The 14,545-nt window shown below is 68.4% G+C and carries 15 protein-coding genes and 1 pseudogene; 10 read left to right on the top strand and 6 right to left on the bottom strand.

Annotated features, from left to right (window positions below):
• The first annotated feature begins 1 nt into the window (after position 1).
• The 3 genes from HF680_RS00910 (at position 2) to HF680_RS00900 (ending at position 2,496) form a co-directional block, all read left to right on the top strand.
• The gene (locus tag HF680_RS00910) at positions 2–760 is read left to right on the top strand and encodes a 3-oxoacyl-ACP reductase (RefSeq protein ID WP_185223797.1); all 759 of its coding nucleotides are present in this window, start codon (positions 2–4) and stop codon (positions 758–760) included.
• A 493-nt stretch (positions 761–1,253) separates the two neighbouring features.
• Complete coding sequence (locus HF680_RS00905; protein WP_185223796.1) at positions 1,254–1,862, top strand: DNA-3-methyladenine glycosylase I; 609 nt, start codon at positions 1,254–1,256, stop codon at positions 1,860–1,862.
• Positions 1,855–2,496 carry a ribonuclease HII gene (locus HF680_RS00900; protein WP_394353515.1) on the top strand — a complete coding sequence of 214 codons (642 nt, stop codon included), beginning with the start codon at positions 1,855–1,857 and terminating at the stop codon, positions 2,494–2,496. The genes HF680_RS00905 and HF680_RS00900 overlap by 8 nt, the downstream gene beginning before the upstream one ends.
• A 7-nt stretch (positions 2,497–2,503) precedes the next feature.
• Here the strand turns inward: HF680_RS00900 and HF680_RS00895 are convergent, their stop codons facing one another.
• Both HF680_RS00895 and HF680_RS00890 read right to left on the bottom strand, forming a co-directional pair.
• Positions 2,504–2,782, bottom strand: coding sequence for a hypothetical protein (locus tag HF680_RS00895; protein ID WP_185223795.1), 279 nt, complete (start codon positions 2,780–2,782; stop codon positions 2,504–2,506).
• A 62-nt stretch (positions 2,783–2,844) separates the two neighbouring features.
• Positions 2,845–3,882, bottom strand: a complete 1,038-nt coding sequence (locus HF680_RS00890) for a DNA adenine methylase (RefSeq protein ID WP_185223794.1) — start codon at positions 3,880–3,882, stop codon at positions 2,845–2,847.
• A gap of 141 nt (positions 3,883–4,023) precedes the next feature.
• Here HF680_RS00890 and HF680_RS00885 point away from each other — a divergent pair.
• Positions 4,024–4,713, top strand: a pseudogene (locus HF680_RS00885) (VIT1/CCC1 transporter family protein).
• On the opposite strand, the gene HF680_RS00880 reads toward HF680_RS00885, so the two are convergent.
• The 3 genes from HF680_RS00880 to HF680_RS00870 form a co-directional block, all read right to left on the bottom strand.
• A complete protein-coding gene (locus HF680_RS00880) occupies positions 4,714–7,089 on the bottom strand; it encodes a TonB-dependent receptor (protein WP_185223793.1) in 2,376 nt (791 codons plus the stop codon).
• Between the two features lie 21 nt (positions 7,090–7,110).
• A complete protein-coding gene (locus HF680_RS00875; RefSeq protein ID WP_185223792.1) occupies positions 7,111–8,082 on the bottom strand; it encodes a FecR family protein in 972 nt (323 codons plus the stop codon).
• Positions 8,083–8,167: 85 nt separating this feature from the next.
• Positions 8,168–8,731 (bottom strand): RNA polymerase sigma factor, encoded by a 564-nt coding sequence (locus tag HF680_RS00870; RefSeq protein WP_317133973.1) that lies wholly within the window; start codon positions 8,729–8,731, stop codon positions 8,168–8,170.
• Between the two features lie 121 nt (positions 8,732–8,852).
• Between HF680_RS00870 and HF680_RS00865 the strand changes: the two genes are divergently transcribed.
• From HF680_RS00865 to HF680_RS00840, 6 genes are read left to right on the top strand one after another with little or no spacing between them, the layout of a single operon-like run.
• Positions 8,853–9,539, top strand: a complete 687-nt coding sequence (locus HF680_RS00865) for a thermostable hemolysin (RefSeq protein WP_017504196.1) — start codon at positions 8,853–8,855, stop codon at positions 9,537–9,539.
• A complete protein-coding gene (locus HF680_RS00860) occupies positions 9,536–10,960 on the top strand; it encodes an AMP-binding protein (protein ID WP_185223790.1) in 1,425 nt (474 codons plus the stop codon). Before HF680_RS00865 ends, HF680_RS00860 begins: the two co-directional genes overlap by 4 nt.
• A gap of 8 nt (positions 10,961–10,968) precedes the next feature.
• Complete coding sequence (locus tag HF680_RS00855; RefSeq protein WP_185223789.1) at positions 10,969–11,646, top strand: TenA family transcriptional regulator; 678 nt, start codon at positions 10,969–10,971, stop codon at positions 11,644–11,646.
• Positions 11,636–12,388: an SDR family NAD(P)-dependent oxidoreductase gene (locus HF680_RS00850; protein ID WP_185223788.1), complete on the top strand. Its 753-nt coding sequence runs from the start codon at positions 11,636–11,638 to the stop codon at positions 12,386–12,388. Before HF680_RS00855 ends, HF680_RS00850 begins: the two co-directional genes overlap by 11 nt.
• Positions 12,389–12,415: 27 nt before the next feature.
• Entirely contained in the window at positions 12,416–13,063 is a 648-nt protein-coding gene (locus HF680_RS00845; RefSeq protein WP_153922598.1) for a tetratricopeptide repeat protein, read from the top strand.
• Between the two features lie 11 nt (positions 13,064–13,074).
• Positions 13,075–13,704 carry a methyltransferase family protein gene (locus HF680_RS00840; RefSeq protein WP_185223787.1) on the top strand — a complete coding sequence of 210 codons (630 nt, stop codon included), beginning with the start codon at positions 13,075–13,077 and terminating at the stop codon, positions 13,702–13,704.
• Between the two features lie 2 nt (positions 13,705–13,706).
• Here HF680_RS00840 and HF680_RS00835 read toward each other — a convergent pair whose 3' ends face one another.
• The gene (locus HF680_RS00835) at positions 13,707–14,525 is read right to left on the bottom strand and encodes a hypothetical protein (protein ID WP_185223786.1); all 819 of its coding nucleotides are present in this window, start codon (positions 14,523–14,525) and stop codon (positions 13,707–13,709) included.
• Positions 14,526–14,545 lie beyond the last annotated feature (20 nt).

The following is a 14,545-nucleotide window of genomic DNA, read 5'->3' as shown; positions in this document are numbered from 1 at the left end:
AATGAAGATCGCCGATCAGATCGTCCTCGTCACCGGCGGGGCGCGTGGCGTCGGCGCCGCCTGCGTCCGCGCCTTCGCCCATGAAGGCGCCCGCGTCGTCATCAACTGGAGAAACAGCGGCGAAGCGGCGAACGCCCTGGCCGCCGAGATCGGCGAGCGCGCCCTCGCCCTCCAGGCTGACGTGACCGACCGCGCCGCGGTGGACGCCATGGTCGCGGCCGCGCAAGGCCGTTTTGGCGCCCCCGTCACCACCGTCGTCAACAACGCTTTGGACTACAGCTTCAACGGCGACGCCCGCTCCCAGATGACCGCCATCGGCTGGGACGAGATGGATCGCCAGTTCTCGACCGTCGTGCGCGGCGCCCTGAACCTGATCCAGGCGACCGCGCCCGGCATGGCCGCGGCCCGGTTCGGCCGCGTCGTCAACATCGGCACCAACCTGTTCCAGAATCCGGTCGTGCCCTACCACGACTACACCGCCGCCAAGGCCGCCCTGCTCAGCCTGACCCGCACCGCCGCCGGCGACCTCGGCCCCGACGGCGTCACCGTCAACATGGTCTCGGGCGGTCTTCTGCGCACCACCGACGCCAGCGCCGCCACGCCCGAGGCCGTCTTCGACCTGATCGCCGGCATGACCCCGCTGCGCAGCGTCACGACCCCGCAGGAATTCGCCGACGCCGTCCTCTTCTTCGCCTCCCCCTGGAGCCGCGCGGTCACCGGCCAGAACCTGGTCGTGGACGGCGGATTGGTCCGGGACTGAAATGACGACCGTCTCCTCCCCACTTCGTGGGGAGGTGGCGCGGCGCTCCTTAGCGCCGTGACGGAGGGGTTCTTCACCACAGCACAAGCGCCCGTGGGACTTTAAGAGCCCCTCCACCGCTTCGCGGTCCCCCTCCCCATTTCATGGGGAGGAGACGAGACGCATCCTATTATCGCAGAATATTTTGCGGGATTTCGGTCGTTTAGCTTTCACCAGCGTCAATCGACCATCCCCTCCCTAAACGCCCTTAAAATGCGCAGTTCTATGACGAAGGGAGAAGAAGACTTGGGCTCGTCACACTGTTTTTCCGCCATCCGACGTCACCCGCGAAATTGCACTTTCTTGCACTTTGCACGCGTTCTTGAGGTGCAGTGCAATTTCCAACCGCCACCCTGAGATTAGACGAATTAGACACTTTAGACGGTGTTTTCCCTCCGTCTCCCCGACGCCGACCGCCCTTTCCTCAACCAGAACAGACTGGCAACTTCAGGCCATGACCGACTCACACGCCCCAGAGGTTTCCGGCGGCCGCTGCGGCTGGTGCGGGACCGACCCCCTTTATGTCGCCTATCACGACACCGAATGGGGCGTGCCTGAACGCGATCCCCGCGCCCTGTGGGAAAAGCTGGTGCTCGACGGGTTTCAGGCCGGTCTCGCCTGGATCACCATCCTCAGAAAACGCGAGGGTATCCGCGACGCCTTCGATGGTTTCGATCCCGAGATCGTCGCCCGCTATGATGAGGCCGACATCCACCGCCTGCTGAACGATCCGCGCATCATCCGCTCGCGCGCCAAAATCAACGCCGCCATCCGGGGCGCCCAGATCTGGCTTCAGATGCGCGATGACGGCGAGGACTTCTCCGCCTGGCTCTGGTCCTTCGTCGGCGGCGAACCGATCCAGACCCCTTACGCCGACTATCGCCAGGCCCCGACCCAGACCGAACAGTCCGTCGCCATGGCCAAGGCGTTGAAGAAACGCGGATTCAACTTCTGCGGCCCGGTCATCGTCTACGCCTTCATGCAGGCCGTCGGCATGGTCAACGATCACCAGACGACCTGCTTCCGTCACGCCCAGGTTCGTGCGATGGCGAGCCATGGCTAAAGCCCTCGCAAACCCCAAAGCCTTCCCGACCCTCGCGCTGGAAACGGTGCTGATGCAGCGGGTCAACGGTCACGTCTGCGGCGTGGACGAGGCCGGGCGTGGTCCCTGGGCCGGGCCGGTCTCGGCGGCGGCCGTGATCCTGAACCCCGACGACCTGCCGCCGGGCATCGACGATTCCAAGGCCCTGACCGAAAAGCGCCGCGCCGCCCTTGAGCCCGAGATCAAGGCCCGCGCCGTCGCCTGGGGCGTCGGTTTCGCCTCTGTCGACGAGATCGAGGAACTGAACATCCTGCACGCTACGGGCCTGGCCATGTGCCGCGCCATTGAGGCCTTGCAGGTCCAGCCGGTCGCCGCCCTGGTCGACGGCAACTATCGCTTCAAGCTTCCGTGCGAAATCCAGACGGTCGTCGGCGGCGATGGACTGTCGCTATCTATCGCGGCGGCCTCGATCCTGGCCAAGACCTCACGGGATCGGTTGATGATCGATCTGGACGCCCAATACCCCGGCTACGGCTTCGCCAGCCACAAGGGCTACAACGCGCCGATCCATCAGAACGCCTTGAAAACCTTAGGCCCCTGCCCCGCCCACCGGCGCAGTTGGTCGCCGATCAAGGCGCTGTTGCAGGAGGCCTGACGCCGTCTCAGATGTGCAGGAAGCCGCCCAGCAGCGCGCCCATCAGGGCGGCAACAGCCGCCCCGGCGATCGCCATCATCCAGCGCGGCGGCGGCGCCACCTCGGGCTCGACATCGATCTGCTCGATGGGTTGTGCAGCTTCGACCGGCCGCGTGTAGCGCGCGGCGTTGTGGGTGAAGGTCGCATCCGCCGTCCGCGGCGCCCACGAGCGCGGCTCGGCCGCCGGACGCACGCGGTAATCGTCGAGGCGATCGGTTTTGGGGGCGGTGTACGGGTGCGGTTGCATAGTCCCACAACGGCACGCAGCGATTCGCGTTCCGCCCCGCCCTCCGTTGTTTTTATTGGTGTCTATGCGGCCACGGGCAGGGAAACCGGCCGCTCCGTCACCACGAACAGGTGCTCGACGTTCTTCAGCCGCCCGACCTGCCCGACCTTCTCGCCCTTGGGATTATGGATCCCGATCCGGGCGCCGACATAGCGGGGATGCGCCATCTCCAGCACCTGCACATGACCCCGCGCCGACAGCATCTCGACCAGGTCGGCCCGGCTCAGATACCCCTCGTCGTTGAAGCTGACGATCAGGTTCGGCGCCTTGACCCGCTCGATCACCGTCCGCAGCGCCGGGCCGATGCCGGGCCGGCTGTTGAAGGCGCTCTTGCGCGTCCTCACGTCCACCCGCTTGTTGGCCACCCCATAGGTCTCGGGCCGGTCCCACAACACCAGGCTTTCCCAGCAATGATAGTTCCCCAGATAGGAATGCTGGTTGTAGGGCGGGTCCAGATAGACCAGATCCGCCTCGACCTGTTCGGCGATCTCGACCGCATCGCCCTGCGTCGCTCGGCACGGCCCGTCCACGGCCGGAACCAGGTCCGGCGTGCGCAGCTCCAGCGTCTTCAGCGCCCTCGGCGCCCACTGCTTCATATAGGCCATCTGGACCCCGGCGGTGGAATCCACCCGGTCCGCCGCCTCCATCAGGCTGACCAGGGCGATGGCCTTGAGTTCCGGCTCCAGCCCCATCGCCTCGATCCGGTCGCGCATGGCGTCGATGCGAGCGCCGTTGTCAGGGTGGAAATACCGCGCATCCTGACAAAAGGCCTGGGTGAACCAGCCCGCCTCGGGCTTGACCGTCCGCAGCTCGGCCAGCACGCCCTCGGCCCGCTCGATCCACCGCTCCCGATCCGCCTGAACATAGGTCGTCGCCAGGGCGTGGGCATAGGCGTTCAGGTCGTTCGACCAGACCTGAAACCCCTGCTTCTTCAGGGCGTGCCCGACCCTCGCCGTGCCCGAGAACAGATCGCACACCCGCCCGCCCTGCGGCAGCACCCCCGCCACCGCACCCGTCACATGCCCCAGCAAGGCGCGCTTGGAGCCGATATATTTGATCATGACGCGGCCCGACTCATCGCGGCAGCATAGCGGTTGTCGCAAGGCGCGCGAAGTTGCCCGGATCGTCGGAATTCAACCGCCGCGTCTAGCTTCAGGCCAACGCGCGGTCCATGCTCAATGCGGCGATTATGGAGAAGGCGCATGCCCCACAGCGAAACCCATCGGGTCGATCGGATCGGCTGGCTTAGGGCGGCGGTGTTGGGGGCCAATGACGGGCTGGTGTCGACGGCCAGTCTGGTGGTGGGCGTCGCGGCGGCGGCGACCAGTCATGGCGGCATATTGATCGCGGGCGTGGCGGGACTGGCGGCGGGCGCCATGTCGATGGCGGCGGGCGAATATGTCTCAGTCAGTTCGCAGTCCGATACCGAAAAGGCCGATCTGGCCCGTGAGGCGGTCGAACTGGCCGGCGATCACGAGGCCGAAACGCGCGAACTGGCCGGCATCTATGTCGGGCGAGGCGTCGCGCCGGATCTGGCGACCGAGGTGGCGCGCTAGATGATGGCGCATGACGCGCTGGGCGCCCATGCGCGCGACGAGCTGGGTATTTCGGAGATCACCACCGCGCGGCCGATCCAGGCGGCGGTGACCTCGGCGATCACCTTCTCGGCCGGAGCCGCCCTGCCTCTGGTCGTCGCCGCCGTTGCGCCCTTGGACACGCTGGCGATCTGGGTCGCGGTTTCCGCCCTGCTGGGACTGGCGGTGCTAGGCGCCCTAGGCGCGCGCGCAGGCGGCGCGCCGATCGGCCGGTCGGTTTTGCGCGTGGTCTTCTGGGGCGCGCTCGCCATGGCCATCACCGCAGGCGTGGGCCGCCTGTTCCACATCGCCGCCTGATCAGAACCGCGCCGTCAGGGCCAGGCGGGCGGTGAGCGGTCGTTGCGGCGTGCTGATGTCGCCCGAGGCGTAGAACGGATTGCCGAAGGTGAAGGTGTCGTCGCTGCGGTTGAACAGATTGTCCACCGACGCCCTGATCGCCCAGCGATCGATCTCCACGCCGACGCCCAGCGAACTGGTCAGATAGCCGGCCGAGGCGCCGGTGGAGGTCGGCGACAGGGCGATATCGGTCGGGCCGACATAGCCCAGGCGAAGCTCGGAACGCACCGTGGCATGCGCCAGATGCGCCTCATGCACGACGCCGGCCTGGACGCTGAAATCGGCGACCGCCGGCAGGCGCGTATCGGTCCCCAGCGCAAAACCGGGGTCCGGTCGGGTCAACTCGGGATCATTGACGACGGCGTGCGCATCCAGCGTCCACGGGCCGTCGCGCCATTCGACCTCGCCCTCGATGCCGCGATTGCGGCCGTCTCCCAGATTGGCGGTGAAGGGCAGGCCCCGGGCGTCGAAGCGGTCCGACTGGATGTTGCGCCAATCGGCGACGAAGACCGCGCTTCGCCCGCGCAGTCGCCCTTCGAACAAGGTGAAGCGCGCGCCCGCCTCGCCGGCGACGATCTCGTCCGGCTTCACACGTCGCGCGGGCTGCTGATCGCCGCCCGGCACGGCGCCCGCGTTGAAGCCCGGCCCGCGATAACCCTCGGTCGCCAAGGCGTAGAAGACGAAGGGGCCGCGATCATATTCGATCACCAGACGCGGGGTGATATCGACCAAGGCATCCTCTCCAGACACCTCCGTCGGATCGCCGTCGGTTTCGCTGCGATGCTCCACCCCGATGCGGAACAGGCGCGCGCCGGCGGTGATCTTCAGGCGGTCGGTCAGCGCATAGGCGGCGTCGCCGAACAGGGCGGCCTCGTCCACATGGTCGCGCCTGTGCTGTCGATAGACCCCCGGCCCGCCCTGCCCGTTCGAGATCGCGACGGTGCGGGTGTGGGTGTATTCCGAGAAGAACAGCCCGGCGCTCCACTTCAGTCGCGCGCCGAAGTCGCCGTTCAACCGCACCTCATGCACCGCAGCCGACAGGTCGTCGGCCTGGTCCAGCGCCGCTGTTCCCGTAAGCCCGAACAATCGGGCCGCAGGCGTCGCATCGTAGCGCGCATCGAGGCCGTGCGACTGAACGCTGGACGAGGCCCGCAGCCGCGCCCAGCCCAGATCCCCGTCCACCGAGGCCCAGACGCCGTCGAAATCGTTTCGGCTGGACTCCGTCAGGCTGCGACGACGCGCATAGGGTTGGTCGGCGCCCAGGTTGGCGTACTGGCTGTCATCGACGTCGATGGTCTGGGCGAGGAATCCCGTCTTCAAGGTCCAGCCGGGGGTCAGACGCAGCAGCGCCGCCGCCCTAAGCCCCTGCCGATGCATGCCGCCGGTATTGCTCAGTCCGAGGGCCTGATCATCGACGTAGCCCCCGACCGTCTCGTCATAGCCCACGACCCGGACCGCCAGGCGATCACGCAGGATCGGGGCGTTGATCATCAGCTCTACGGCGTCGCCCGGCGCGCCGCCGGCCGTCAGCGCCCCCTCTGCCGTCAGGCGTCCATAGACGCCGTCCAGGTCCGGCGCGCGGCTGACCATCTGGACGACGCCGCCCATCGAACCGGCGCCGTACAGCGCCCCCTGCGGCCCACGCAGGACCTCGACCCGTTCGATGTCGGCCAGACGCAACGCCGGGTCGGGCGCGTCGTAGGTCAGGCGCACATCGTCGAGATAGAGCCCGATCAGGCTTTGCGCCTGTCCTGCGACGGGTCCGTCCGCCAGGCCTCGAAGGAAGAGCTTGTCGCGCCCCGGCCCCAGATTGGTGACCGTCAGGCCCGACACGCGCGCGGCGACGCCGTCAAGGTCGCTGACCCCGGCCCGTTCCAGCGTCACCCCATCCAGCGACGACAGGCCGTAGGGGGCGCGCGACAGCAGCAGATTGTCCGTGCGTGACGCCGTCACCACGACTTCATCCAGCGTCGTCGGGGTCACGGGCGCGGGCGGCGCCGAGATCGTCCGCGCCACGGCAGGCGGCGCAGCGGCGACCAGCACGATCCTGTAGGCGCCGTCGCCGACGCGGGTCGCGACGCAGTGTGTGCCCAGCATCAATCTGGACAAGGCCGCATCGACGGAAAGTCGGCCCCTCACCCCGCGCGTGGGGCCGCATCGCTCGGCTCCGGCGGCGTCGATGCTGACGCCCGCCTGCAGACCGAAGTCGAGGACGGCGGTCCGCAACGGCTGAGGCGAAACCGACACCTGAAGCGAGGATCGCCCTTGGGCCATGCCGATCGACGGCGTGGTCACACCGCAAACGACGACCAGGGCGCAGAGGAAGGCTCGTACCAAAAGGCGACGTCCGAAGCAGGTTCAGCGCCGTTCTAGACGAACCCCTTGCGGCCCGCGAGTGGCCTTGATCGGCAGGAACCGTTCCAGCCGGCCGATCACCGCCGCTTCGTCATCAAGCACCAGCGTGCCGGAGAAGCGCAGGTTCGCCGCATTCGGCGCCACGGTCACCGGCGTGGCGAAGGCGCGGCTGAGGTCGGCGGCGATCTCTCGCAGCGGCCGATCGTCATAGGCGCGGCGGCCCTGGGTCCAGGCGGCGGCGGTGCGGACATCGACGGGGGCCACGGTCATGCGGTCGTCGGCGTCGTCGCGCTGGACCGACTGACCGACCGTCAGACGCACCCGCCGCGCGGGCTGTTTCAGGTCGCTGACCTCGACGACGCCCCGCAGCACCGCCACCTGGGTGTCATCGGCGGATCTGCGGATGTTGAACGCCGTGCCGACCACGCGCACCTGGCTTTCGCCGACATCGATCAGGAAGGGTCGGCCGGCGTCATGCGCGACGTCGAAGGTCGCCTCGGCCTGATCCATATGCACCAGGCGCCGTCCCCGCTCCATCTTCACCGACAGGGTCGAGCCGCCGTTGATCTGAAGCCGCGATCCGTCGTCCAGCGTCACCGTCCGCGTTTCGCCGGGCGCGGTGCTGTAGACCACGGTGGGCGCGGTTTGCAGCATCGGACCCAGGAAGATCGCCGCGGCGAGAGCCGCAGCCATCGCCGGGACCGCCACCATCCATCGCCGCCCCGGTCCCTTGCGCCGCTCGCGATGCGCCGACAGGTCGATGACTGGCGCCGGCTGAACGTCGGACAGGTCGTCCGAAGCGGTCCACAGCCCCTCGGCCTCGTCGAAGGCGCGCCGATGGGCCGGGTCTCGATCGAGCCAGGCCGTCGCCGCGTCGATGTCCGCAATCGTCACGTCATCGGCGCGCAGACGCACGACCCAGGCGGCGGCCTGGGCGGCGAGCTCCTCGTCCTTGATGACGTCGTCCTGGGTCATGATCCGGTCCGGGCCCGAGCGGGCTTTGGGGGAGAGACGACGCGGTCGCGCCGCATCCTCAATGAAAAATGGCGAAATCCGGTCGTCATGGCCAACCCACCCGCAGCAGCAGTTCCTTCAGCGAGGCGGAAACGTATTTTTCGACCGCGCTGCGCGAGACGCCCATCCGTTCGGCGACCTCGGCCTGGCTGAGCCCGGCCATCTTGTGCAGACGAAAGGCCTCTGCGGCCTTGGGCGGCATCCGGTCCATCGCGGCGACCACCTTTTCCAGTTTCAGCTTGGCCCAGACGGCGTCCTCTGCCGACGGCGCATCCTGGGCCTCGGCCGCATCATCGATAGCGGAAGCGCGCCGCCATTCCAGATCGCGCGCGCCTGCACGACGCTGGGCCTTGGACGCATCCAGGGCCAGATTTGCGGCGATCCGATAGAGGAAGGCCTGCGGATGGCGGACCTCGGCGGCGGCCTCCTCGGTCACAGATTGCAGCCGCACCCAGACATCCTGCGCCAGATCTTCGGCCGCAGCCGACGATCCCGTGCGCGCCGTCAGAAAGCGCACCAAGGCCGGGCGGCTGTCCAGCCACGCGTCCGCCAGGGCTTGCCGCGCCGGTCGGCTCGGGTCGTGCTGAGGGGGACCGGAAGGGGCGTTCACCACCCCATCGTGGGTTGCTGCGCCCTTTGCGGCAACCGCGATTGCGACGGCGAAAGATTTTTTTGTGGGGGTCGCCGCACCGCGTCGTCTCTGGCCCGAAGTCCCCTGGCCCGAGGCCCGCATGTTTCCACTCCGCCTGCCCGAAGACGCCGATCCGGTTCGGCCGCGCGCCCGCCGCACGCTGTCGTCGCGCATCATCCGGTTCGACGATCCGTGCCGAGGCGAACGTCGCCGCGTGGAGCAGTTCATCGAGGCGGCCTATGCCGAGGCCTATGGCGGCCAGATCCAGGCCCATTTCCCGACCCTGATGAGCGTTCAGGACGAGGCTGGCGTCATCTACGCCGCCGTCGGCTTCCGACACGCCGCCGAAGCGCCTCTGTATTTGGAGCAATATCTGGACGGCTCCGTCGAAACCGTCCTGAGCCAAGCCATCGGCGCTGTCATCGACCGTGCGCAGGTGGTCGAGATCGGCAGCCTGGCCTCCAGCGGACAGGGCGCGACCGTCTTCCTGTTCGCCGCCATGGCCCATCATCTGCAGTCCGAAGGTCTGAGATTCGCCGTCGCGACCGCGACCGACGAACTGCGCCGCATCTTCCACAAGGCCGGTCTGGGCGCGCTTCAACTCGCGCGCGCCGATCCGCGCCGCCTGGACGACGGCGGCGGCAGCTGGGGCGCCTACTATCAGACCGATCCGGTGGTGCTGGCCGGCTCCATCGACGCGGCGACCGCGCCGCTGGATCACTTCTCTGAAACGGCGCCGGTCGGACGGGCCGTCCGCACGCGCCTGCACTACGAGGATCGCTCATGAGCGCTGTTCTGGACGCCCTGTCGCGTCGCGCCCGCTCCACGCCCGATGATGTGGTGATCCAGTGGGCCGAAGGTTCGCTGACCGCGGCCGAACTGCTGGCGCAGGTCGGTCAGCTGGCGACCGCCCTGGCCGACGACCGATCTCCGGTCGGAGTCCTGCTCGACAACGGGCCGGCCTGGGTCGTCGTCGATCTGGCGCTAATCCTCGCCCAGCGACCGAGCGTGCCGATCCCGCCCTTCTTCACGGCCGCTCAACGCGATCATGCCCTGGCCGACGCCGGCGCGGGGCTGCTGATCACGCCGGGCGCTCCGGGCGAGCTGACGGCGGGCGGCGCGCCGATCCGGCTGACGCCGACGGGGCTGCCGGTGCGCGATCTGCATCCCGGCACGGCCAAGATCACCTACACCTCCGGCTCGACCGGCGCGCCCAAGGGCGTCTGCCTGTCGCAGGATCAGATGGAGGCAGTCGCCGCCTCTCTGGTTCAGGTCCTGGGCCGGGACCGCGCCGGGCTGCATCTGCCGGTGCTGCCGCTGGCGGTGCTGCTGGAAAATGTCGCCGGCCTCTATGCGACGCTTCTGGCCGGCGGCCGCTATCACGCCGCCAGTCTGGCCGAGGCCGGGATGGGCCAGGCCTTCCGCCCCGACTTTGCGCGCCTGCTGACCACCATTGTCCAGACCGGCGCCACGACCCTGATCCTGGTTCCCGAACTGCTGCGCGGCCTGATCGCCGCCCAGGGCGCCATGTGGCTGGATCATCGGCTGGAGATGATCGCGGTCGGCGGCGCCCGGGTGTCCCCGGCGCTGCTAGAGGCCGCCGCCAACGCCGGGCTGCCCGTGGTCGAGGGCTATGGCCTCAGCGAATGCGCTTCTGTCGTGGCGCTCAACAGTCCGGACGACGCCCGCCCCGGCACGGTCGGCCGGCCTCTGCCTCACCTTGCGGTCCATCTGGCCGACGACGGCGAAATCCTGGTCTCGCCCCATCCCTTCCTCGGCTATGTCGGCCAGGCGCCCGCGCCGGAGCGTCTGCATACAGGCGACATCGGCCGCTTCGACGCCGATGGACGGCTCAGCATCGAAGGCCGCAAGGCCAACACCCTGATCACCGCCTTCGGGCGCAACGTCGCGCCCGAATGGGTCGAGAGCGAGCTTTTGGCCGAGCCCCAGATCCTGCAGGCCATGGTGATGGGCGAGGCGCAGGCGGCGTTGTCGGCCCTGATCGTGGCGATGCCCGGCGCCGAACCGGCCCAGGTCGAAGCCGCCGTCGGGCGCGCCAACGCCCGCCTGCCCGACTACGCCCGCATCGGCGACTGGCGTCTGGTGCCGCCTTTCGATCCCGCCGCCGGTCAGGTCACGGCCAACGGTCGTCCGCGTCGCGAAACCCTGCTGCGGACCTACGCCCCCTCCCCCTCGCAAGCCGCCTGAGAGTTCGCATGTCGTTTTTTGAAACCCTGGTCGCCGCGACCGCAACCGAGCGGGCCGCCTTCGCCGCCATCCCCCAGATCAGCGACGGTCTGGCCGGCCGCATCAGCCGCGAAACCTACGTCGCCTATCTGGCCCAGGCCTATCACCACGTCCGCCACACCGTGCCGTTGATGCAGGCCGCCCGGGCGCGGCTGGACGATGACCACGCCGTCTTCAAGGCCGCGCTCGACGACTACATCGCCGAGGAAACCGGCCACGAGCAGTGGATCCTGAACGACATCCGCGCCGCCGGCGGCGACCCCGATCAGACCGTGCAGCACGGCCCGAACGTCGCGACCGAACTGATGGTGGCCTATGCCTATGACACCATCCAGCGCATCAACCCGATGGCCTTTTTCGGCATGGTCTATGTGCTGGAAGGCACCAGCATCCAGCTGGCCAGCGTCGGCGCCGAGGCCGTGCAACAGAGCCTCGGCCTGCCGCCCGCCGCCTTCACCTATCTGATTTCCCACGGAGCTCTGGACCAGGATCACATCCTTTTCCTCAAGCAACTGCTGGACGGAGTGTCGGACGCCGACGACCGCGCCGCCATCGTCCACATGGCCAAGGTGATGTTCGGGCTGTTCGGTGGAGTCTTTGCCTCCATCCCCCACATCGCAGCGCGGGAGACGGCCGATGCAGTTTGAGGATCGCAACATCCTGATCACCGGCGGCTCCGGGGCCTTGGGACGTCGTGTGGTCGAGCGGATCGAGCGCGAGGGCGGTCGGGTCACGATCGTCGCCCGCGCGCCGGTGGCGGGCCATCACACCCTGGTGGGCGACCTGTCCACTCCGCAGGGCCTCGACAGCGTCGCCGAACAGGCCGGCGGCCGCGCCTGGGACATTCTGATCAATATCGCCGGCATCCAGCATTTCGGCCCGCTGGAGCAGCAGACGCCCGAGCATCTGCTGGCGACCTATATGGTCAATCTGGTCGCGCCGGCGCGTCTGGCCCAGGCCGTCCTGCCCGGCATGAAGGCCCGCAAGCACGGCCAGATCGCCAACGTAGGCTCCATTTTCGGCTCGATCAACTTCGCCCACTTCGCCAGCTATTCCAGCGCCAAGGCCGGGATGCGGGCGCTCAGCCAATCGCTGCGCCGCGAGCTGGCCGGAACAGGCGTCGGCGTCACCTATGTTGCGCCCCGCGCAGTGGCTACGCCGTTCAACTCCGCCAAGGTCGACGAATATGCGCGCCTGACCGGCATGGCTGTCGACGATCCGGACCTGATCGCCGACCGCATCGTCGCCGCCATCCGCTCAGATCGCCGCGACGTCTATCTCGGCTTCCCCGAAAGCCTGTTCGTCCGCCTCAACGCCCTGGCGCCCGGCCTGATCGACGGTGCCTTGAAATCCAACGACCTGAAGGCCCGCGCCCTGTTCGCCGGCTGAACCACAGAACAAAAGGAGAGACACGCCATGAAGACCGCCCTGTTCGCCCTGGCCCTGATGGCCGCCCCCCTGACGGTCGCCTCCGTCGCCCACGCCGACGCCTGCGACGACCGCGCGCGCGGGCTCCAGCAGTCATGGGACCATGTAAATTTCGAGGTCCCGCAAGGCGTCCGAATGGCGGAAATGGCGCGGTTGAACACCCAGGCCGACGCCGTCGTGGCCCAATGCCCCAACCGCGCCGAACCTCTGGTCTGGGACGCCATCATCACCGCTTCGGAAGCGGGATTGAAGGGCGGCATCGGCGCCCTGGGCCTCGTGCGTGAGGCGCGCACCGAACTGGAACAGGCCGAGCGGATCAACCCGCGCGCGCTGAACGGCTCGGTCTATGTCAGCCTCGGTTCGCTCTACGCCCAGGTGCCGGGCGCCCCGATCGGTTTCGGCAACCGCCAGCGCGCCCGCGACTACCTCCAGCGCGGTCTGGCCATGGCGCCCAACGACGTCGACGCCAACTTCTTCATGGGCGATCTGCTGGTGCGCGAACACGACTGGAACGGCGCCGCCCGTTATCTGCAAAAGGCCATCGACGCCCCTGCCCGTCCCGGCCGGGCCGTAGCCGACCGTGGTCGCAAGGCTGAGGCCCGCGCCCTGCTTGTTCGCGCCCAGCAGCATCACTGAACAGATCCATCATGAGCCCTGTTCCCCCTGCCCTGTCGCTCGACGTCGTTCAGCGCCGTCGCAAATGGTTCGCCGGTCTGGTTCTTCTGGCCCTCATCGTCCTGACCGCCAGCGTCCGCTCGGTCGCCGCCCTAGACGGCGAATGGCACGAGGGCGTCGAGGCCTTGGGCCTGGCCGCGATCATCGTCGCCATCGTCGGCCGCGCCTGGTGCTCGCTCTATATCGGCGGACGCAAGAAGGCCGAGATCGTTGATCGCGGCCCCTATTCCATCACGCGCAACCCGCTCTATGTCTTCAGCTTCATCGGCGCCTTCGGAGTCGGCGCACAGACCGGCAGCGTGACGATCGGCGCGATCTTCGCCGTGGCGACCTTCCTGGTCTTCCTGCGCACGGTCGGTCGCGAAGAAGCCTGGCTGGGCGAACATTTCGGCGCGCCCTATGCCGCCTACTGCGCCCGCACGCCGCGTTTCCTGCCCAATCCCGCCCGCTGGCGCGACGCCGAGGAACTGACCATCCGTCCCGCCTTCTTCGTCCGCACCCTGCGCGACGGCCTGGTCTTCCTCGCCGCCATCCCCGTCATGGAAGGCATTGAGCACCTGCAATCGTCTGGGTTGATCGGCTTCCCGGTCAGTCTGTTCTAGACCTAACCGTCGCGCCACTCGCTGAGCATCTGGCCGTCGGCGTCTTCGAAGGCGACGCGGTCCAGTTGCACCGCCCCGATGCAAACCGGCCGTTGATCGGCGGCGGCTGCGCGACAGTGGATGGCGCGGCCGTCGGCGAAGGCGGTCATCCGCCCCTCCAGGACGAGACGGTATCCTTGCGCCGACGGCACGGGGGGTTGGCCGTCCTCGCCACGCAAGGTGAACTCATAGGCGCGGCCGTTTCGGCGCCCGGTCCGAGCGCCGTTCGGTTTGAATACGGCGGCCAGCCCCGCCGTCTGAGGCGAGGCCTGAGTTGAAGCAGAGGCGCCGGGCGCCATCGCCGGGCAGGCCTCGGTGCGCAGCCAGGGCCGAGCCAGCCAGAACCCCTCGACCGCCTCCAGGCCGCTGTCGTCGCGTCCGACCAGACCGGACTGCAGCCAATCCGCCGGCGCCAGGCTGAACTTCAGGCTTTGGCGATCCTTCGCCCAGGCGACCGTCGCCAGCCCATCGGCCGCAGCCTCGGCAGCCTCGCTCGGCGCCCCGCAGCCAAAGGCCTGGCGGACGACGAAGCGTCGCCCGACCAGAGACGCGCCCCCGACCTCTCGCCCTGCGGCGAAGGCCGAGGCGGCGATGTCCATCGCTTCAAGCAGGCCGGCGCGGTCCAGCACCGGCGCTGGCGCGACGGTCACCACCGGCGGCGTTTCGGTTTTCTCAGCCGGAGCGGGCGCGGGCTGCGGCTCACGCTGGCAGGCGGCGAGCGCCAGCAGGGACGCCGCAAGCGCGACTATCGAAGACTTAGGCGACGCAATCGTTTCGAGCATGGAACCACCCTAACACGCGA

The organism is Brevundimonas huaxiensis (assembly GCF_014218725.1).
Classification (GTDB): Bacteria; Pseudomonadota; Alphaproteobacteria; order Caulobacterales; family Caulobacteraceae; genus Brevundimonas; species Brevundimonas huaxiensis.
This window is presented reverse-complemented; position numbering and strand designations above follow the sequence as displayed.